This window comes from Streptomyces xiamenensis (genome assembly GCF_000993785.3).
Taxonomy (GTDB): domain Bacteria; phylum Actinomycetota; class Actinomycetes; order Streptomycetales; family Streptomycetaceae; genus Streptomyces; species Streptomyces xiamenensis.
The window spans coordinates 527,312-545,525 of sequence record NZ_CP009922.3; the positions used below are offsets into that span (position 1 = coordinate 527,312).

19 protein-coding genes are annotated in these 18,214 nt (G+C 70.6%); 2 read left to right on the forward strand and 17 right to left on the reverse strand.

Features of this window, described 5'->3' with window-relative positions; genetic code table 11:
- Window positions 1-57: 57 nt before the first annotated feature.
- The 9 genes from tatC to SXIM_RS02335 all read right to left on the reverse strand — a co-directional run bounded on the left by tatC (window position 58) and on the right by SXIM_RS02335 (window position 7,905).
- A complete protein-coding gene (gene tatC / locus SXIM_RS02295; RefSeq protein WP_043176919.1) occupies window positions 58-957 on the reverse strand; it encodes a twin-arginine translocase subunit TatC in 900 nt (299 codons plus the stop codon).
- Window positions 958-1,031: 74 nt separating this feature from the next.
- Entirely contained in the window at window positions 1,032-1,337 is a 306-nt protein-coding gene (gene tatA, locus SXIM_RS02300) for a Sec-independent protein translocase subunit TatA (protein ID WP_030727398.1), read from the reverse strand.
- Window positions 1,338-1,474: 137 nt separating this feature from the next.
- Complete coding sequence (locus SXIM_RS02305) at window positions 1,475-1,669, reverse strand: hypothetical protein (RefSeq protein WP_030727402.1); 195 nt, start codon at window positions 1,667-1,669, stop codon at window positions 1,475-1,477.
- 78 nt (window positions 1,670-1,747) lie between these two features.
- Window positions 1,748-2,716, reverse strand: a complete 969-nt coding sequence (locus tag SXIM_RS02310) for a helix-turn-helix transcriptional regulator (protein ID WP_030727405.1) — start codon at window positions 2,714-2,716, stop codon at window positions 1,748-1,750.
- 15 nt (window positions 2,717-2,731) lie between these two features.
- On the reverse strand, window positions 2,732-3,685 hold the full coding sequence (locus SXIM_RS02315) for a helix-turn-helix transcriptional regulator (protein WP_046722795.1): 954 nt from the start codon (window positions 3,683-3,685) through the stop codon (window positions 2,732-2,734).
- Between the two features lie 91 nt (window positions 3,686-3,776).
- Window positions 3,777-4,151, reverse strand: coding sequence for an FKBP-type peptidyl-prolyl cis-trans isomerase (locus SXIM_RS02320; protein WP_030727411.1), 375 nt, complete (start codon window positions 4,149-4,151; stop codon window positions 3,777-3,779).
- Between the two features lie 53 nt (window positions 4,152-4,204).
- Window positions 4,205-5,158 carry an FKBP-type peptidyl-prolyl cis-trans isomerase gene (locus SXIM_RS02325; RefSeq protein ID WP_043176921.1) on the reverse strand — a complete coding sequence of 318 codons (954 nt, stop codon included), beginning with the start codon at window positions 5,156-5,158 and terminating at the stop codon, window positions 4,205-4,207.
- A 110-nt stretch (window positions 5,159-5,268) separates the two neighbouring features.
- A complete protein-coding gene (gene pafA / locus SXIM_RS02330; RefSeq protein WP_030727417.1) occupies window positions 5,269-6,630 on the reverse strand; it encodes a Pup--protein ligase in 1,362 nt (453 codons plus the stop codon).
- 9 nt (window positions 6,631-6,639) lie between these two features.
- Window positions 6,640-7,905 (reverse strand): MFS transporter, encoded by a 1,266-nt coding sequence (locus SXIM_RS02335; protein WP_046722797.1) that lies wholly within the window; start codon window positions 7,903-7,905, stop codon window positions 6,640-6,642.
- A gap of 63 nt (window positions 7,906-7,968) precedes the next feature.
- Between SXIM_RS02335 and SXIM_RS02340 the strand changes: the two genes are divergently transcribed.
- A complete protein-coding gene (locus tag SXIM_RS02340) occupies window positions 7,969-9,003 on the forward strand; it encodes a LacI family DNA-binding transcriptional regulator (RefSeq protein WP_030727422.1) in 1,035 nt (344 codons plus the stop codon).
- Between the two features lie 130 nt (window positions 9,004-9,133).
- Here SXIM_RS02340 and prcA read toward each other — a convergent pair whose 3' ends face one another.
- From prcA to arc, 5 genes are all read right to left on the reverse strand, one after another.
- Window positions 9,134-9,886: a proteasome subunit alpha gene (prcA, locus tag SXIM_RS02345; protein ID WP_030727425.1), complete on the reverse strand. Its 753-nt coding sequence runs from the start codon at window positions 9,884-9,886 to the stop codon at window positions 9,134-9,136.
- 33 nt (window positions 9,887-9,919) lie between these two features.
- Window positions 9,920-10,765, reverse strand: a complete 846-nt coding sequence (prcB, locus tag SXIM_RS02350) for a proteasome subunit beta (protein ID WP_030727428.1) — start codon at window positions 10,763-10,765, stop codon at window positions 9,920-9,922.
- A gap of 145 nt (window positions 10,766-10,910) precedes the next feature.
- Window positions 10,911-11,123, reverse strand: coding sequence for a ubiquitin-like protein Pup (locus SXIM_RS02355; protein WP_019434989.1), 213 nt, complete (start codon window positions 11,121-11,123; stop codon window positions 10,911-10,913).
- Between the two features lie 123 nt (window positions 11,124-11,246).
- Window positions 11,247-12,758 carry a depupylase/deamidase Dop gene (gene dop, locus SXIM_RS02360; protein WP_030727431.1) on the reverse strand — a complete coding sequence of 504 codons (1,512 nt, stop codon included), beginning with the start codon at window positions 12,756-12,758 and terminating at the stop codon, window positions 11,247-11,249.
- 72 nt (window positions 12,759-12,830) lie between these two features.
- A complete protein-coding gene (arc, locus tag SXIM_RS02365; protein ID WP_030727434.1) occupies window positions 12,831-14,603 on the reverse strand; it encodes a proteasome ATPase in 1,773 nt (590 codons plus the stop codon).
- 242 nt (window positions 14,604-14,845) lie between these two features.
- Between arc and SXIM_RS02375 the strand changes: the two genes are divergently transcribed.
- On the forward strand, window positions 14,846-15,163 hold the full coding sequence (locus SXIM_RS02375; RefSeq protein WP_030727438.1) for a ferredoxin: 318 nt from the start codon (window positions 14,846-14,848) through the stop codon (window positions 15,161-15,163).
- Window positions 15,164-15,246: 83 nt separating this feature from the next.
- Here SXIM_RS02375 and SXIM_RS02380 read toward each other — a convergent pair whose 3' ends face one another.
- The 3 genes from SXIM_RS02380 to SXIM_RS02390 form a co-directional block, all read right to left on the reverse strand.
- Window positions 15,247-15,756 carry a hypothetical protein gene (locus SXIM_RS02380; RefSeq protein ID WP_078846813.1) on the reverse strand — a complete coding sequence of 170 codons (510 nt, stop codon included), beginning with the start codon at window positions 15,754-15,756 and terminating at the stop codon, window positions 15,247-15,249.
- Window positions 15,757-15,914: 158 nt separating this feature from the next.
- On the reverse strand, window positions 15,915-16,871 hold the full coding sequence (locus tag SXIM_RS02385; RefSeq protein ID WP_030727444.1) for a tRNA (adenine-N1)-methyltransferase: 957 nt from the start codon (window positions 16,869-16,871) through the stop codon (window positions 15,915-15,917).
- Between the two features lie 60 nt (window positions 16,872-16,931).
- Window positions 16,932-18,176: a site-2 protease family protein gene (locus SXIM_RS02390; RefSeq protein WP_030727447.1), complete on the reverse strand. Its 1,245-nt coding sequence runs from the start codon at window positions 18,174-18,176 to the stop codon at window positions 16,932-16,934.
- Window positions 18,177-18,214 lie beyond the last annotated feature (38 nt).

Here is an 18,214-nt window from a genome sequence, read left to right on the forward strand (position 1 = left end):
CCCGGCACCGTGTGGGTGCCGGGGGCAGCGGGGGAGACCGTCGCGCGCTCGGCGGGATCAGGTCGCGTCGTCGTAGCCGGTGCGGCCGGGCGGCGGAATGTCGTCGGGGCGGTCGATGCTGGAGGGCGTCAGGTCCAGGTCGGATGCCTCGTCGTCGCTCAGCTCCGCCTCGGGGTCCTTGCGGCGCCGGCGCCAGTCGTTGAGCAGCGAGATGCCGGTGGCCAGGAAGTACAGGCCGGTGACCGGCACCTGGAGGGCGATCATCGACATCAGGTCGGTGGGGGTGATGGCGGCCGCGAAGATCGCGATGCCCACCACCATGCCGCGCCACCAGCCGAGCATCCGCTTGCCGCTGACCACCCCGCCGAGATTGAGCATCACCAGCAGCAGCGGCAGCTCGAAGGCGAATCCGAAGGCCACCGCCATCCGTACGGTGATGTCGAGGATGTCGTCCACCGAGACGAGGTTCTCCGCGCCGTCGGCGGAGAAGCTCAGCAGCACCGGGATGGCGCGGGGCAGGAGCCAGTAGGCGAAGTAGGCGCCGAACAGGAACAGCGGCACACCCACCGCCACCACGGCGCGGGTGTACTTCTTCTCGTTCTTGTGCAGGCCCGGGGCCATGAAGCCCCACGCCTGGTAGAGCCAGACCGGGGACGCCAGCACGAAGCCCACCATCAGCGAGATCTTGATGTAGGTGGCGAACGGCGAGGTGAGACCGCTCTGCATCAAGGTGGCGCAGCGGCTGCCGGTGGCGTCCGGAGTGTCGGCCTCCAGGCACTTCGGCAGGGGCTCGGTGATGAAGTTCATGATGCTCTTCGCGAAGAAGAGCGCCACGATCGTGATCACCACGACGGCCAGCACGGAGATCGCGAGCCGGTTGCGCAGCTCACGCAGATGCTCCGTGAGGGGCATCCGCCCCTCCGGGTCCTTCACCTTCTTCTGGGCGGCCTTGGGCACCCCTGCGTCCTCATCCGTCGAGGCAGCCGGAACCGCTCCGGCCACCGGCTGTCAGTGCTGGTGCGGCGCGACGGTCAGCCCTGGCTGTTGTTCCGGGGCTCGTCCACCGGGCGGGCGCTGCTGACGTCGCCGGGAGCGGCCTGGATGGTGCGGGGGGCCGGCTGCGGCTGCGGCTCGGCGGTGTTGTGGGCGGTGCTGTCACCGGCGGAGCCGTTCTGCGCGGTGTCGTTGCCGTCACTGCGCAGCGCGGCGGTCTCGCTCTTGAGGATCCGCAGCGACTTGCCGAGCGAGCGGGCGGTGTCCGGCAGCCGCTTCGACCCGAAGACAAGTACGACGATGGCCGCGACGAGAAGGATCTGCCACAGACTGATCTGGCCCATAATTTTCGTCCAGTCTCTCATCCGGGAAGGCGGGTGATTTTGCCAGCCGTGCCGGACGGGGCTTCGGTGAACGTCCCGCACGAGCTGAGTAATAGTAACGCTGAAGAGTGAACACAAAGCAATGCCCGGGCATAGCCCTAACGGCGGGGCACTTCCTGGGCGAGCCGTACGGCCGAACGCTCCAGTTCCTCGGAGGCCCGGCCGATCCGCTCCGTGCTCTCCCCCACCGCCCGCCCGAATCGCGCGGCCTCGATACCGACCCGCACGGCCAGCACGCCGAGCACCAGGACTCCGGTGGCGGCCAGGGTGAGATGGAGCATCGCCCAGAACATGGTGCGGAGCCTACGCCACCGCAGCGTGCACCCCGCGCGGGCGGGTCCGCCGCTCGCCCGGGTCGCGCCGGCGCGGCCTCAGACCAGCGTGTCGTACGCCTCCAGTGCGGCACGGGCGGCCTCCCGGGCGCTGTCCGCCAGCTCCACCGGGGCCACGATCCGCCCGTCGCCGCCCAGGCGCAGCGCGAGGCGGCGCAGCGTGGCCGGGTCGGGGGTGCGCAGGGTGATCCGCAGCCCGCCGTCCGCCAGCTCCTCGGCGGTGTCGTGCGGGTAGTACTCGGCGACCCAGCGCCCGCCGGGCCCCACCTCGATGATCACCTCGGGGTCGGAGGCGGCCGGCTGCACCAGGCCCTCGCTCAGGTCCCGGGGCTCCACCGGCGGCGGGTCGGCCGGGGTGTCCAGGAGTTCGACGCTGGCCACCCGGTCCAGCCGGAAGGTGCGCCGGGCCTCGCTGCGCCGGCACCACGCCTCCAGGTAGGTGTGGCCCACGGCGAACAGCCGTACCGGGTCGATCTCCCGGTCGGTCAGCTCGTCACGGCCCGGCGAGTAGTAGCGGATCCGCAGCCGGCGGCGTTCGGTGAGCGCGCGGTCGGCCACGGCGAAGACCTCGCCCTCGGATTCGAAGGTCACCGACAGCCGCGAGGAGGCGCCCGCGCTCTCCCCGGCCGCCGCCTCCAGCTTGGCGGTGGCCCGCAGCAGCGCCTCGCGGTCGCCGTCGCGCAGACCCGGCAGGGTGGCCACCGCGCGGGCGGCGACCAGCAGCGCGGTGGCCTCGTCGGCGGCCAGCCGCAGCGGCTCGCCGGCCGAGGAGCCGGTGGCCTCCGCGTTGTACCACCAGATGTGCTCGCCGTCGGTGTCGATGTCCAGCAGATCACCGCCCCGGAAGCTGGTGCCGCACATCGGCAGCACGCTCAGGTCCGAGATCAGCTCGTCCTGCGAGATGCCGAAGGCCCGGGCCACCTCGTCCACCCGGGCGCCGGGGCGCTCACGCAGATAGGTGACCAGGGACAGCATCCGCCGGGTCCGGTCGATGGCATTGGTCGCCATGGTGTGCGCGTCCCCTCATCCCTTGGCGACGGCGCGCAGCCGGTCCACCACGTCGGCCCGCAGTTCGGCGGGTTCCAGCACGATCACATCGGGGCCGAATTCCACCAGCCAGGCACCCAGGCCGTGGCCGTAGGGGATCTCCAGTTCGTCCCAGCCGTCCATGCGCTCCCCGGTCCAGGTCGCGCGGGCCCGCAGCGGGTAGCCGGCCCCGGCCCGCAGCCGGATCCTGGCCTGCCCGGTGGCGCTCTCCCCCGCCCATTCGGCGACCGACTCCCGTACCGCGACCACGCCGGGCACCTCGGCGGTGAACGCGCCGCTGCGCGAGCGCACCCGCCCGCTGATCCGGGACAGCCGGAAGACGCGCTCGGCGCCGCGGTCCCGGTCGAAGCCGGCCAGGTACCAGTGTCCGCGCCAGCACTCCAGCGCCCAGGGCTCCACCTGCCGCTGCTCGGGATGGGCCGCGTTGGACTTGCGGTAGCCGAAGGTGACCGGGCGCCGGTCGCGGCAGGCGATCATCAGGGGTTCGAAGGCGGCCTCGCCCGCGGGGATGCGGGGCTCCAGGGCGCTGAAAGTCTCCTGTTCGGCGCCGGCCAGGGGCATCCCGGCGGCACGCAGCTTCTGGAGCGCGCCGCTGGCGGCACCGGCCAGCCTGGCCTGCTGCCACACCTTGGCGGCCAGGCCGAGGGCGGCGGCCTCCTCGGCGTCCAGGGTCAGCGGTGGGAGCCGGTTGCGGTCCCGTCGGGCGAGATAGCCGATCTCGCCGTCCAGGGACTCCACGGTGTCGATGACCATGCCCAGCTCGCGGAGATCGTCCTTGTCCCGCTCGAACATGCGGGAGAACGCGTCCTCCGTACCGGCCTCGATATAGGCCTCGATGGAGGTGCGCAGCTCCCGCTTGGTCAGCGGGCGGCCGGTGCCCAGCAGGCACAGCGCCAGGTTCATCAGCCGCTCGGCCTTGGCGATCGCCATCGACGGGCCGCCCCTTCCTCGTCCTTGCCCCACAGCACAGCAATGGGCCCATCCCCCCAGAGGGATGGGCCCACGGTACCGCTTGCCGGGATCAGACCGAGACCAGGTCGCAGACGAAGATCAGCGTCTCGCCCGGGGCGATCCGCCCGCCACCGGCGCCCTGGTCGCCGTACGCGAGGTGCGGCGGGATGGTCAGCTGCCGGCGGCCGCCGACCTTCATGCCCTGCACGCCGCGGTCCCAGCCGGGGATGACCTGGCCGGCGCCGAGCTGGAAGCTCAGCGGGGTGCCGCGGTTCCAGCTGGCGTCGAACTCCTCGCCGCTGCTGAAGGAGACGCCGACATAGTGCACGGCGACGGTGGCGCCGGCCTCGGCGACCGGTCCGTCACCCTCCCAGAGGTCCTTGATCTCCAGGTCGGCGGGCGGGTCGCCGATGGGGAAATCGACCTCGGGCTTGTCGATGCTCACGAATTCACTCCTAGGAACGATCATGTCGATGGTGCGTACGAAAGCCTACGGGCTCAGGCGACACCGATGATGTCCACGACGAACACCAGGGTCGAGTTGCCCGGGATGCTGGCGTTGCCCGCCTCGCCGTAGGCCTTGTCCGGCGGCAGCACCATCAGCACACGGTCGCCGACGTGCTTGCCCACCAGGGTCTCGTCCCAGCCGGAGATCACCTGACCGCCGCCGATCTGGAACGAGGCACCGCCGTCGCGGTCCCAGGACGAGTCGAACTTCTCGCCGCCGTCCCAGTTCACCCCCGTGTACTGCACGAACAGCGTGTGACCGGCGAGCACCTCGGCGCCGTCGCCCTCGATGAGGGTCTGCTCGCGCAGCTCGGTCGGCGCGTCACCCTCGGGGATGGTGATGGTGGCGGGCTCCTGGCCCTCCGCCACGACCTCGGGCAGGCCCTCCTCGACCGGCGCCTGCTCGCCCTCGGCGGTGGTGGTCGGGTCGATGGCGACGTTGATGTCGAAGACCCACACCAGGCCCTGGCTCTTGTCCAGGCCGACCGCCTCCGCGGTGTCGCCGAGCAGGTCGCCCGCGGTGCCCTCGATCTTGACGCGGCTGCCGACCGGGGTGCCGATCAGCGGCTCGGTGATGGCCTCGGGGAGCGCGGACTCCACGCCCGCCTGGGTCACCAGCTGCGGCCGCGGCGGGGCGCCCGGGTCGTCCGAGGTGGTGGACTGGCCGTCCTGGGTCATCCAGGTGTTGACCAGGTCGCTGTCGCCGCCCGGGGTCTTGCCGATCACGTCCATGCCGAGCATGTCGCCCTGCTTGACCTGCGCGCCGTCGCCCTCGCTGAGCACTTCCACCGAGGTTTCGGTCACCCCGGCGTCCTCGTCGAGTTCGATGGTGGGCTGCTCACCGGCCTTGCCCGAGACCGTGGCGAGCGGCCCCGACGACGAGGAGTCTTCGGAGCCGCACGCGGCTGCGGTCAGCAGAATGGCCGGGACTGCCAGCGCCGTCACAACACGGCGCACTCGTTGCGTAGGGATCATCAGTCCAACTCAGCTAGGGACGGACGGGGGGGACCCGCTGGTCCCGCCCAGCCTACGACCTCCGTCCCGCTATTCCCGGTTTACATTCCGGCGATGAGCTTCTCCACCCGCTCGTCCACCGAGCGGAACGGGTCCTTGCACAGCACCGTGCGCTGCGCCTGGTCATTCAGCTTCAGATGCACCCAGTCGACCGTGAAGTCCCGGCGCTGCTCCTGGGCCCGCCGGATGAAGTCGCCGCGCAGCCTGGCCCGGGTGGTCTGGGGCGGCACGGACTTGCCCTGGAAGATTTTCAGGTCGTTGCAGATCCGCTGGGCCTGGCCCTTGCGCTCCAGCAGGTAGTACAGGCCGCGGCGACGGTGGATGTCGTGGTAGGCGAGGTCTATCTGGGCCACCCGCGGGTGGGACATGGTGAGGTTGTGCTTGGCCCGGTACCGCTCGATCAGCTGGTACTTCATGACCCAGTCGATCTCGGTGTTGATCTTGTCGAGTTCCTGGGCGCGGATCGCTTCCAGGGTGCGGCCCCACAGTTCCAGGACCTGCTCGGTGAGACCGGTGCGCATGCCGCGGCGCTCGCAGAAGTCCAGTGCCTTCTCGTAGTACTCCTGCTGCACCTCCAGCGCGGAGGCCTCCCGCCCGGTGGCCAGCCGCACCTTGCGCTGGCCCGTGGTGTCGTGGCTGACCTCACGGATGGCACGGATCGGGTTCTCCAGGGTGAGATCCCGCATCACCGTCCCCGCCTCGATCATCCGCAGCACCAGATCGGTGGCACCGACCTTCAGCAGCATGGTGGTCTCGGACATGTTGGAGTCGCCGACGATGACGTGGAGCCTGCGGTAGCGCTCGGCGTCCGCGTGCGGTTCGTCCCGGGTGTTGATGATCGGCCGGGACCTGGTGGTCGCGGAGGAGACGCCTTCCCAGATGTGCTCGGCACGCTGGCTGACGCAGAACACCGCACCGCGCGGCGTCTGGAGCACCTTTCCCGCTCCGCAGATCAGCTGCCGGGTGACCAGGAACGGAATGAGGACATCGGCCAGCCGGGAGAACTCCCCGTGCCGGGCGACCAGATAGTTCTCGTGACAGCCGTAGGAATTTCCGGCGGAATCGGTGTTGTTCTTGAAGAGATAGACATCGCCGGCGATCCCCTCTTCGTGCAGCCGGCGCTCGGCGTCGACGAGGAGCCCTTCCAGAATGCGCTCACCCGCCTTGTCGTGGGTGATGAGCTCGGTGACGTTGTCACACTCCGGCGTCGCGTATTCGGGGTGTGAACCGACGTCCAGATACAGCCGGGCGCCGTTGCGCAGGAAGACATTGCTGCTGCGGCCCCAGGACACGACTCGGCGGAAGAGGTACCGCGCCACTTCGTCCGGAGACAGCCGCCGCTGTCCACGGAACGTGCAGGTGACGCCGTACTCGTTCTCCAGCCCGAAGATTCGGCGATCCATGTCTGAACATTACGCCCGATCCTCAGTTCTGAAACGGGGTTCGGGGGCGGCGTTTCGATCATTTTCCGACCCGGCCACCGCCACCGTCACCGGGTGCGGCGAGGTCAGCACACCGCGGGTGACCGTCAGTACCAGCAGGGCGAGCAGCCCGCCGATCCCGCTGAGCACGTATCCGGCCTGCTCAGAACCCCACTCGATGACCGGACCCACCGCCCCGCTGCCCATGGCCGCGCCGACCCCGAAGCTGGTCACCAGCCAGGAGAACGCCTCGGTCACCGTACCGATCGGCGCGTGCCGGTCGATGACGACGAACGCACAGGCCAGGGCCGGCGCCAGGAAGATTCCGGCCACCACGGAGAGCGCCGTCATCACCACCACGTCCGAGGGTGCGAGCGCCAGCGGGAGGTACCCCACCGCCAGTGCCGCCACCAGCAGCCGCAGCCGCCGTTCCGGCTCTCCCGGCCACTGTCTGGCGCCGTACACCAGACCGCCCAGCAGCGCGCCCACGCCGAGTCCCGAGTGCAGGTAGGTGGCGACGAGTTCATCACCGTGCGTGTCCGCGTACGCCACCGCCGCGACGGCGATCGCCCCCAGCGCGGTGCCCACGAAGAAGAAGCCGCCCAGCAGCGCCAGCAGCCCCTTCGAGCGCAGCGCGCCCAGCCAGTGCGCCTGCCGCGGCGCGCTGCGCCAGCGCCGGGACGGTCCGGAGACCGCCACCGAGAGGGCGCCCAGCAACCCGACCGCGTTGACGATCACCAGGGCGGCGCCCTCGGACCACTGGGCGACGCAGAGCATCACGATCAGCGGGCCGCCCGCGAAGATCACCTCCTGGGCCACCGCCTCCAGGGCGTACGCGCGGTGCACCCGCTCCGGGCGGTGGTCCAGCACGCTGGGCCACAGGGCCCGCAGCGCTCCCTCCAGCGGCGGGGTCGTCAGCCCGGCCACCACCATGAGGGCGATGGCCAGGGCGGGGCTGCCGATGCCGACGACGGCCAGCGAGCCCATCGCGGTGGTCGAACACAGCGCGGCGGGCAGCAGGATCCGGGGCTGGCCGTACAGATCCACCAGCCGCCCCAGCAGCGGCTGGCCGACGGCGGTGGCCACCCCGTACCCGGCCGCCAGCGCGCCGGCCAGGCCGTAGCCGCCGCCCTCGGCGCGGACGAAGAGCACGACGGCGAGGGCGGCGACGCCGTTCGGCAGCCGGCCGAGCAGTGTGCCGCCCAGCAGTCGCATCGCGTGCGGCGCGCGCATCAGATCCAGATATCCCGTTGCCATGCAGGCTCCCGCGGCTGAAGTGTTACGTATAACGTCGCTCGATTGTACGTACCATGGCCGACTGTGAACAGCAGCGCCCAACCCGGGGGTGTCCCCGCCCGCCCCACCAGCCGGGACGTCGCCGAACGCGCCGGGGTTTCCCAGGCCACCGTCTCCCTGGTGCTGCGGGAGCGCTGGCAGGGCCGGGTATCCCCCGCCCGCGCGGAGACGGTGCGCGAGGCCGCCCGCGCGCTGGGCTACCGCCCCAATCTCGCCGCCCGCAGCCTGCGGCTGGGGCGCACCAGGACGGCCCTGGTGGTGGTGCCCGCGCTGTCCTCGGAGTTCTTCGCCAAGGTGTACGCGGGAGCGGCCCGGGTGGCCGCCGAGCACGGTTTCGGCGTGGTGCTGTACCCCTCCCCCGAGGGCATCGGCCCGGCCCCCGACCCGTTCGCGCACTCCAGCGCCACTCTGGACGGCGTGCTGGCCGCCTCGATGGCGGCCCCGGCGCTGCGGGCGCTGAGCGGGGGCGGGCTGCCGCTGGTGATGCTGGACAGCGAGCCGCAGGACCCGGGCGCGGCCGCCACCGTGAACCCGGACATCGCCGACGGCATGCGGCGGACGGCGGCCCACGTCCTGGACCTGGGGCACCGGCGGCTGGCGCATCTGGCGGCCGACGTGGACTCGTGGACGTTCAGGGAACGCGCGGACGCACTGGCCCGGGAGACGGCCCGGGTGCCGGGCGCCGCGATCGTGCGCACCGAACGGGCGCCGCTGTCGGTACGCGGCGGCCTGGCCGCGGCCGAACGCGCCCTGACCGCGGACCCCCGCCCCACGGTGCTGGTGTGCGACGACGACGTGCTGGCGGTGGGCGCTCTCAAGGCCGCCCGGCGCCTGGGACTGCGGGTGCCCGGGGATGTCTCGGTGACCGGTTTCGACGACACGGAACTGTCCACCGCGGTCGAACCGGAGCTGACCACCGTCCGCCTCCCCGCGACCGCGATGGGCGAGGAGGGCATGCGCGCCCTGCTGGCCGCGCTGCGCGGCGAGACCGCGCCGGGCGCCGTCCTGCCGGTCGCCCTGATCCCCCGGGCCTCCACGGGCCCGCCACCGGCCGGGTAGGCGGAGCGGTATCGCCCGCCGGTGACCACACGGCGGCGGCGCGCCGGTCCGCCCGGGCGCCCCCGTGAACGCCGGTGGGCCCTGTGCTCCCGGCCGGCGGCCGGGAGCACAGGGCCCACCGGGGCGTGGCTCAGTCGTTCTCCTCGCCGGAGCCGTCCGTCGTCTCCGACTCCGCCGCGCCGCTCTCGCCGAGCAGGCGGGCCAGCTGACGGCCCAGCACCCGCTTGAACTTCCGCTGCTGCGGACGTGTACGGTCCAGCACCGCGACCTCCAGCTGATCGGCGGTCAGTTCGCGCACCTCGCCGCCGTTGCCGTCCCGGCCCAGCGCCGCGACGGCCAGCCGCAGCGCCTCGTCCAGGGGCATGTCGTCCCGGTGCCGCTGCTTGAGATAGCTGCCGATCTGCTCCGAGTTGCCGCCCACCGCGACCGAGCCGTGCTCGTCGATGATGGAGCCGTCGTGCGGCAGCCGGTAGATCTCGTCCTCCGCGCTGCTCTCCCCGACCTCGGCGACCAGCAGCTCCACCTCGTAGGGCTTCTCGCCCTGGCTGGAGAAGATCGTGCCCAGCGTCTGGGCGTAGAGATTGGCGAGGCCCTGGGCGGTCACGTCCTCGCGGTCGTACGTGTAGCCGCGCAGATCGGCGTACCGGGTACCGCCGATGCGCAGGTTCTCGTACTCGTTGTACTTGCCCGTGGCGGCGAAGGCGATCCGGTCATAGATCTCGCTGACCTTGTGCAGCGCCCGCGAGGGGTTCTCCGCGACGAACACCATGCCGTCGGCGTACTGCAGCACGACCAGGGCGCGCCCGCGTGCCACGCCCTTGCGGGCGTACTCGGCGCGGTCCGCCATGACCTGCTGGGGTGAGACATAGAACGGCGTCGACACCGGCTATTCGTCCCTTCCTGATCCTTGGGAAATCTACAGAACCGGGGCCTGCGGCCCGTTGGGCAGCTGAAGACGGCCCTCGTGCACCGTCCGGGCGATCTCGGAGATCTCCGCCTCGGTGAGCCGGCGGAAACCCTCCTCGGTGATCACAGTGACGATGGGGTAGATCCGCCGGGTCAGGTCGGGACCGCCGGTGGCCGAGTCGTCGTCGGCCGCGTCGTAGAGCGACTGCACCACGGCGGTGACGGTCTGCTGCTCCGTCAGGCCCTCGCGGTGCAGTTTCTTCAGCGAACCCCGCGCGAAGACCGAACCGGAGCCGACTGCGGCGAACCCCAGCTCCTCGGAGCGGCCACCGGTCACGTCGTAGGAGAAGATCCGGCCCTTCGCGCGCTCCAGGTCGTATCCGGCGAACAGTGGCACCACGGCCAGGCCCTGCATGGCCATGCCCAGGTTGCCGCGGATCATGGCGGACAGCCGGTTGGCCTTGCCCTCCAGGGAGAGCACCTGGCCCTCGACCTTCTCGAAGTGCTCCAGTTCGAGCTGGAAGAGCTTCACCATCTCGATGGCGAAGCCCATGGTGCCGGCGATGCCCACGGCCGAGAACTCGTCGGCCGGGAAGACCTTCTCGACATCCCGCTGGGCGATCTGGCTGCCCATGGTGGCGCGCCGGTCACCGGCGAGGATCACCCCGCCGGTGAAGGTGGCGGCGACGATCGTCGTCCCGTGCGGGATCTGGACGGGGCCCTCCACCGGCGGGAGCACCCGGTTGCCCGGCAACTGCTCCGGCGCGATGTCGGCGAGGAAATCGAAGAAGGAGGACGACCCGGGCCTCAGGAAGGCTGCCGGAAGTCGCCCCTGGTCATGGGAGTTGCCTACCACAGAAGTCCTTCCAGGTCATGGAAACGGTCCGGCGGTGCACGGCGCCGGCGCGGAGTACGCCAGGGACCCTACCCGGCACCTGGTGGTGATCCACATCGGGTGACGCGCGAACAGCCGTGCCCGCCGCGCGTCACCCGAGGGTGGATTACTGGCCGCCCTTCTGGACGAAGGAGCGCACGAAGTCCTCGGCGTTGGACTCCAGGACCTCGTCGATCTCGTCCAGGACGGAGTCCACGTCGTCGGTCAGTTCCTCCTGGCGCTCCTTGAGCTCCTCGGAGACCTCCGCGGTCGTTTCCTCGGTTTCCTCGCTGGTGCGCGACGCCTTCTGCTGGCCGCCGCCGGTGTCTTTGGTCGCCATCTCCCTCACCCCTGCTCAGCTTCGACGTAACAAGATCAGACCCTACTAGCCGGTGCTGACATCGGCTCCTTCATTGCTACAACGTCCGGGGGTCCTCCGCATGATTCCCGGATCCGGAGGAAATCAGCCCCCGGACAGCGCCCGGAGCAGGTCCTGTGCGCTGGCACTGGCGTCCAGCAGGTCCTTCACATGTTCCCGGGTACCCCGCAACGGGTCCATGGTGGGCACGCGCTGCAAGGAATCCCGGCCCGGCAGATCGAAGATCACCGAGTCCCAGGAGGCGGCGGCCACGTCATCGGCGTACTGTTCGAGACAGCGGCCGCGGAAGTAGGCGCGGGTGTCCTCGGGCGGGCTGCCCTGGGCCCGCAGCACATCCTCCTCGTCCAGCAGCCGGGTGATCCGGCCGCGGGCGGCCAGCCGGTTGTACAGGCCCTTGTCGGGACGCACATCCGCGTACTGGAGATCCACCAGGTGCAGCCGGGCCGCGTCCCAGCCCAGCGAGTCGCGGCGCCGGTAGCCCTCCATCAGCTCCCGCTTGGCCACCCAGTCGAGCTGACCGGCCAGGCTCATCGGATCGGTCTCCAGCTTGCCCAGCACGTCCTCCCAGCGGCTGAGCACATCCGTGGTCTGCGGATCGGCGTCCGCGCCCCAGCGCTCCTCCACGTATTTGCGGGCCAGCTCGTAGTACTCCATCTGCAGCTGTACGGCGGTGAGCTTGCGCCCGCTGCGCAGGGTGACCAGTTTGCGCAGCGAGGGGTCGTGGCTGACCCGGTGCAGGGTGCGCACCGGCTGGTCCACGGCGAGATCCACCGCGATGAAGCCGTCCTCGATCATGGAGAGCACCAGGGCGGTGGTGCCCAGCTTCAGATAGGTGGAGACCTCCGCCAGATTGGCGTCGCCGATGATCACGTGCAGCCGCCGGTACTTCTCGGCGTCCGCGTGCGGCTCGTCCCGGGTGTTGATGATGGGCCGCTTGAGGGTGGTCTCCAGGCCCACCTCGACCTCGAAGTAGTCGGCGCGCTGGGAGAGCTGGAAGCCGTGCTCGCTGCCGTCCTGGCCGATCCCGACCCGGCCGGCGCCGCAGATCACCTGCCGGGAGACGAAGAACGGCGTCAGATGGCGCACGATGTCGGAGAACGGCGTCTCCCGCTTCATCAGGTAGTTCTCGTGGGTGCCGTAGGAGGCGCCCTTGTTGTCGGTGTTGTTCTTGTAGAGCTGGATGGGCTGGGACCCGGGCACCTCGGCGGCGCGGCGGGCGGCCTCGGCCATGATGCGTTCGCCCGCCTTGTCCCACAGCAGGGCGTCCATCGGGCTGGTGGTCTCGGGGGCGCTGTACTCCGGATGGGCGTGGTCGACGTAGAGCCGGGCGCCATTGGTGAGGATGACATTGGCGAGGCCGATGTCCTCGTCCGTGAGCTGGCTGGCGTCGGCGTTGTCGCGTGCCAGATCGAACCCGCGGGCGTCGCGCAGCGGGTTCTCCTCCTCGAAGTCCCAGCGTGCTCGCCGGGCCCGGTGCATGGCCGCCGCGTAGGCGTTCACGACCTGGGAGGAGCTGAGCATGGCGTTGGCGTTCGGGTGGCCGGGGACGGAGACGCCGTACTCCGTTTCGATGCCCATCACTCGCCGTACAGTCATGCGGCCCTCCTTGGGAGAAACGTCCGGCTGCGGGTCATGCCGTCGCATGTCCCGCAGCCGGATGTTTCGCTACTACAGGTATTGACCCGTGTTCGCCACCGTGTCGATGGAACGGCCGGTGTCGGCGCCCTTCTTTCCGGTGACCAGGGTGCGGATGAAGACGATCCGCTCACCCTTCTTTCCGGAGATCCGGGCCCAGTCGTCGGGGTTGGTGGTGTTGGGCAGGTCCTCGTTCTCCTTGAACTCGTCCACGCAGGCGGCGAGGAGGTGGGAGACGCGCAGGCCCTTCTGATTCTGGTCCAGGAATGCCTTGATGGCCATCTTCTTGGCCCGGTCCACGATGTTCTGGATCATGGCCCCGGAGTTGAAGTCCTTGAAGTACAGCACTTCCTTGTCACCATTGGCGTAGGTGACTTCCAGGAAGCGGTTCTCCTCGGTCTCCGCGTACATCTGCTCGACCACGGTCTGGATCATTCCGGCGACCGCGGCCTCGGCGTTGCCGTGGTGCTCCTCCAGGTCCTCGGAGTGCAGCGGAAGCCGCGGGGTGAGGTACTTGGAGAAGATGTCCTGGGCCGCCTCGGCGTCCGGACGTTCGATCTTGATCTTCACGTCGAGCCGGCCGGGGCGCAGGATCGCCGGGTCGATCATGTCCTCGCGGTTGGAGGCGCCGATCACGATGACGTTCTCCAGGCCCTCCACACCGTCGATCTCGGAGAGCAGCTGCGGGACGATGGTGTTCTCCACGTCCGAGCTGACCCCGGAGCCGCGGGTGCGGAAGAGGGAGTCCATCTCGTCGAAGAAGACGATGACCGGCGTTCCCTCGCTGGCCTTCTCGCGGGCCCGCTGGAAGACCAGCCGGATGTGCCGCTCGGTCTCGCCGACGTACTTGTTGAGCAGTTCGGGGCCCTTGATGTTGAGGAAGAAGCTCTTCCCCGCGGGCTGTCCGGTGACCTCGGCGACCTTCTTGGCCAGCGAGTTGGCCACCGCCTTGGCGATCAGCGTCTTGCCGCAGCCGGGCGGGCCGTACAGCAGGACGCCCTTGGGCGGCCGCAGCTCGTGCTCCCGGAACAGGTCCGGGTGCAGGTACGGCAGCTCCACCGCGTCCCTGATCAGCTCGATCTGGCCGCCCAGACCACCGATCTTGTTGTAGTCGATGTCGGGGACCTCTTCGAGGATGAGCTCCTCGACCTCGCTCTTGGGCACGACCTCGAACACGTAACCGGAGCGGGGCTCCAGCAGCAGGGCGTCGCCGGAGCGCAGCACGATTCCGGAGGCCAGCAGCGGCTCGGCCAGCCGTACGACGCGTTCCTCGTCGGTGTGCCCGACGACCAGGGCGCGCTCGCCGTCCTCGAGGACCTCCTTGAGGGTGACGATCTCGCCGACGCTCTCGAACTCCATGGCCGCGACCACGTTGAGCGCCTCGTTGAGCATGACCTCCTGGCCACGCCGCAGCTTGTCCAGTTCGATATTGGGGCTGACATTCACCCGGAGCTTGCGGCCCCCGGTGAAGATGTCCGCGGTGTCGTCCTCGTTGGCGTGCAGGAAGACGCCGAAACCGGCCGGGGGCTGCGCCAGGCGGTCGACCTCTTCCTTGAGGGCGACGATCTGGTCACGGGCCTCGCGGAGGGTAGTGGCGAGCCGCTCGTTCTGCGCGGACACGCCGGCCAGATTGGTCTGCAGCTCGACGATCCGCTCCTCGAGAACCCGAGTGTGCCGCGGAGAGTCGGCCAGCTTTCGGCGCAGGACGGTGATCTCCTGCTCAAGATCGGCAAGCTGCCGGGACGGGTCGTCGGATGCCCGACCGGGCCGGATGCCGCGGTTGCTGTCGTCATCGTGGGATGCCACGGTCCTCACCTCCTCCAAAGGGAGCTGGACGCTTCCAGACCCTACCTGGACCGGTGCGGTTCGAAACCCCTAGATCACAAAGACGGTCGAGGTGGATCCGATCTTCACCCTTGCGCACTCCCTCATGGCAGGGAATACCCACCCCGGGCGAGTGGAAAGCGGACGGTTGTATGGTCGTAAGCGGTCAACACCCGGCAGGGATGGCTCTCTTTGTTTCACACCCTCAAGGATTGGCAGGCCACATGACCGCGCGGAATGAATCCGGAGACCTGGAAGTCTGGATCGACCAGGATCTGTGCACGGGCGACGGCATCTGCGCGCAGTACGCCCCGGAGGTCTTCGAGCTGGACATCGACGGGCTCGCGTACGTGAAGCCGCCGGCGCCGGCCGGCCAGGAGGCCGATCTGCTCACCGCTCCCGGTGCCACCGCGCCGGTGCCGCTGACACTGCTGCGGGAAGTGATCGACTCGGCCAGGGAATGCCCAGGTGAGTGCATTCACGTGCGCAGGACGGCGGACCAGACCGAGGTGTACGGCCCGGACGCCGTCGTGGACGCGTGAACGCCCCGTAGCCGCGTCGTCGGTGCCGGTCACGGCCGAGCGTACTCCAGCGCACGGCCGGACGGCGGGGTCGGCGGGAACATTCAGTAGCTGCCGGGCGGCGGGGCCGCGCGCAGCGCCAGGGTGCCGGCCGTCCACTCCCACGCGACGTCGCGGCGCTGGTCGGGGGCGGAACGCGGAACGTCCACCGAGGAGTAGCCGAGCAGCCGTACCGACACGGTGCCACCGCTGACCGTCAGGTTCTCCAGCATCATGCCCTCGGCCGGGTCCACCAGGGTGAGCGCGACCCGGGGCCCGCTCGCGCCGCGGGCGGGGTCGGTCAGGACGTACAGACCGTGCGGCGGGCTGCCGGCCCCCGCGTCGCAGTGCACGGCGGCGATGGTCTCCGGGACGCCGTCGCCGTCCAGGTCGCTCACAGCGTGGTCGGTGACGGTGATGCCGTACGGGCCGCAGTCCACCGGGTAGTCGGCGGCGGCGGGGTCCGGGCCTCCCCGGGCGGCCGCCGGCGCTTTCGCGGCGGCACCGCCGGGGCCGATCCAGGCTGCGGCCGCGGTGAGGGCGGCGACCGCGGCGGCGGTGATGAGCCAGTGCACGGGTCGGCCACTGGGGGAAGGAAGTGCTGCGCCTGCCGGTGACTGCACGCGGAAGACTCCTGGGGCGGGGAGGTGGAGACAACTCGATGCCGGGACCTGCGCGTTGGCAGGTCCCGGCATCGTGCCACACCTCACATCACCGGGATACGGCGGGGGGTTTACGCGTCCGTTTCCTCCGCGGGGCCACCGGTGGCGGCCTCGGCTGCGGTGGCAGCGGTCCCGGCGGCACTCGACGAACCCGGGCCGGTGTAGTCGGAGCCGTACGCGCCGGGGGCCGGGCGGCGGCGGCGGCGCGGGGGCTCCACCCCGTCGGCCAGCCGGCGGGCGGTGACCAGGAAGCCGGTGTGCCCGATCATCCGGTGGTCCGGGCGGACCGCCAGGCCCTCCACGTGCCAGGTGCGCAGCATGGTCTCCCAGGCGGTCGGCTCGTTGAAGTTGCCGTGCTCGCGGAGCGTCTCCACGGTGCGTGCCAGCTGGGTGGTGGTGGCCACGTACGCGCACACGATCCCGCCGGGGACCAGCGCCTTGGCGACGGCGTCCACGCACTCCCAGGGGGCGAGCATGTCCAGGATGACCCGGTCCACCTCGGTGTCGGACAGGTTGTCCTGGAGGTCACCGACCGTCAGCTGCCAGGCGGGGTGCGGGGAGCCGAAGTAGCGCTCCACGTTCTCCTGGGCGATCTTGGCGAAGTCGGCGCGGCGCTCGTAGGAGTGCAGCATGCCCTGGTCGCCGATCGCGCGCAGCAAGAAGGTGCTGAGCGAGCCGGAGCCCACGCCGGCCTCGACGACCCGGGCGCCCGGGAAGATGTCGGCCATGGCCAGGATCTGCCCCGCGTCCTTGGGGTAGACCACGGCGGCACCGCGGGGCATGGACAGGACGTAGTCGGGGAGCAGGGGGCGCAGCGCGAGATAGGCGACGTTCCCCGTGGTGCGGACAACGGTTCCTTCGGGGGCGCCGATCAGCTCGTCGTGCGGGAAGGCACCCTTGTGGGTGTGGAAGCTCTTCCCGGCTTCGAGCGTGAAGGTGTAGTGGCGGCCCTTGGGATCGGTGAGCTGTACCTGGTCCCCGACCTGGAAGGGCCCGCGTCGGCGGGCGGCACCGGTCGGTTCGGACATGGGGGTCAGCCTAGTGCAGGGCGGGAGGGCCGCCGTGCGCGGGGAGGCGGACGGCGGTGGTCAGCGGCGGGCGGCGGGCCCCGTCATGGCGTCCATGAAGGCGCGTTCCACGTCGGTGGTGGACAGCACGCCGTAGATCTCGTCGTTCTCCTCGACCACCAGGTACTCGGTGGCCGGGGTGGCCCGCAGGTGGTCCAGGAGTGCCTCGCCGGTGAGGTCGGCGGGCACCCGCATCCCGTCCTCCAGGTCCTGGGCGAGGGCGGAGACCGCGACCCAGGGGCGGCGCCGTTCGGGGACGGAGGCGATGCCGGCCTCGCGGACCAGCGCGACGGGGGCTCCCTGGCCGTCGACCACCACCAGGGCGCGGGCGCCGGCGTCGTTGGCGCGGCGCAGTGCCTCGGACAGCGGGGTCTGCGCGCTGACCGGGACGGCCCGCCGGGTGAGGACGCGGGCGTTGAGGGCGGGCAGCCGTTCGCGCAGCCGGGCCATCTTCAGGCTGTTGCCGGCGCCGGTCCAGATGATGGCGGCGAGGATGGCGGCCAGCAGTGCGTCGGTCAGCGAGTCCACGCCGGTGTAGGAGTCGCGGTCGGTGACGCCGGTGAGGTGAGTGGTCAGCGGGAAGCCGATCAGCACCACCACGGCGAGCACCCGGCCGGTCCAGGCGGCGACCACGGTGCCGGTCATGGGGCTGCCGCTGAGCCGCCACACCACGGCGCGCAGCATCCGTCCGCCGTCCAGCGGAAGGCCGGGCAGCAGGTTGAAGGCGGCGACGATGACGTTGGAGATCATCAGGCCGGCGAGGAGGACGCCGGGAACGGTGTCGCGTTCGACGGTGAGCATGCCGGCCCAGAAGACGCCGCCCAGCACGAGGGAGAGCAGCGGGCCGACGCCGGCCAGCACGAACTCGCGGCCGGGGGTCTGGGACTCCTTCTCGATCTCGGAGACGCCGCCGAAGAACTGGAGCTGGATGCGGCGCACCGGGAGGTCGAAGCGGATGGCGGCGTAGGTGTGGGCGAGTTCGTGCACCAGCACCGAGGCGTAGAAGGCGACCGCGAAGAACAGGGAGACGAGGTAGCGGCCCGCGCCGAGGTCGGGCAGCACCCGGTCCAGCTGGTTTCCGAAGAACCAGGTGATCAGGGCCGCGACGAGGAACCAGCTGGGCGCGACATAGATCGGCACGCCGAAGACGCGCCCCATCAGCAGGCCGCCGCCGGCCCCCTTGGAACCGCCGGGCTTCTCGCCGGAGCCCTGCGGGCGGGCCGGGCTGTCGGGCCCCGATGTCCGGTCGCTTTCGGAGTCTGGCACCAATTCCCCTTGCTGGGTGTGACCTCGCGGGAGAGGCG

Excerpts from the sequence above, each read along its gene's own strand:
- tatA (WP_030727398.1), bottom strand. The coding sequence starts at position 1,337 with ATGGGCCAGATCAGTCTGTGGCAGATCCTTCTCGTCGCGGCCATCGTC.
- SXIM_RS02305 (WP_030727402.1), bottom strand. The coding sequence starts at position 1,669 with ATGTTCTGGGCGATGCTCCATCTCACCCTGGCCGCCACCGGAGTCCTG.
- SXIM_RS02310 (WP_030727405.1), bottom strand. The coding sequence starts at position 2,716 with ATGGCGACCAATGCCATCGACCGGACCCGGCGGATGCTGTCCCTGGTC.
- SXIM_RS02315 (WP_046722795.1), bottom strand. The coding sequence starts at position 3,685 with ATGGCGATCGCCAAGGCCGAGCGGCTGATGAACCTGGCGCTGTGCCTG.
- pafA (WP_030727417.1), bottom strand. The coding sequence starts at position 6,630 with ATGGATCGCCGAATCTTCGGGCTGGAGAACGAGTACGGCGTCACCTGC.
- SXIM_RS02335 (WP_046722797.1), bottom strand. The coding sequence starts at position 7,905 with ATGGCAACGGGATATCTGGATCTGATGCGCGCGCCGCACGCGATGCGA.
- SXIM_RS02355 (WP_019434989.1), bottom strand. The coding sequence starts at position 11,123 with ATGGCGACCAAAGACACCGGCGGCGGCCAGCAGAAGGCGTCGCGCACC.
- dop (WP_030727431.1), bottom strand. The coding sequence starts at position 12,758 with ATGACTGTACGGCGAGTGATGGGCATCGAAACGGAGTACGGCGTCTCC.
- SXIM_RS02375 (WP_030727438.1), top strand. The coding sequence starts at position 14,846 with ATGACCGCGCGGAATGAATCCGGAGACCTGGAAGTCTGGATCGACCAG.
- SXIM_RS02385 (WP_030727444.1), bottom strand. The coding sequence starts at position 16,871 with ATGTCCGAACCGACCGGTGCCGCCCGCCGACGCGGGCCCTTCCAGGTC.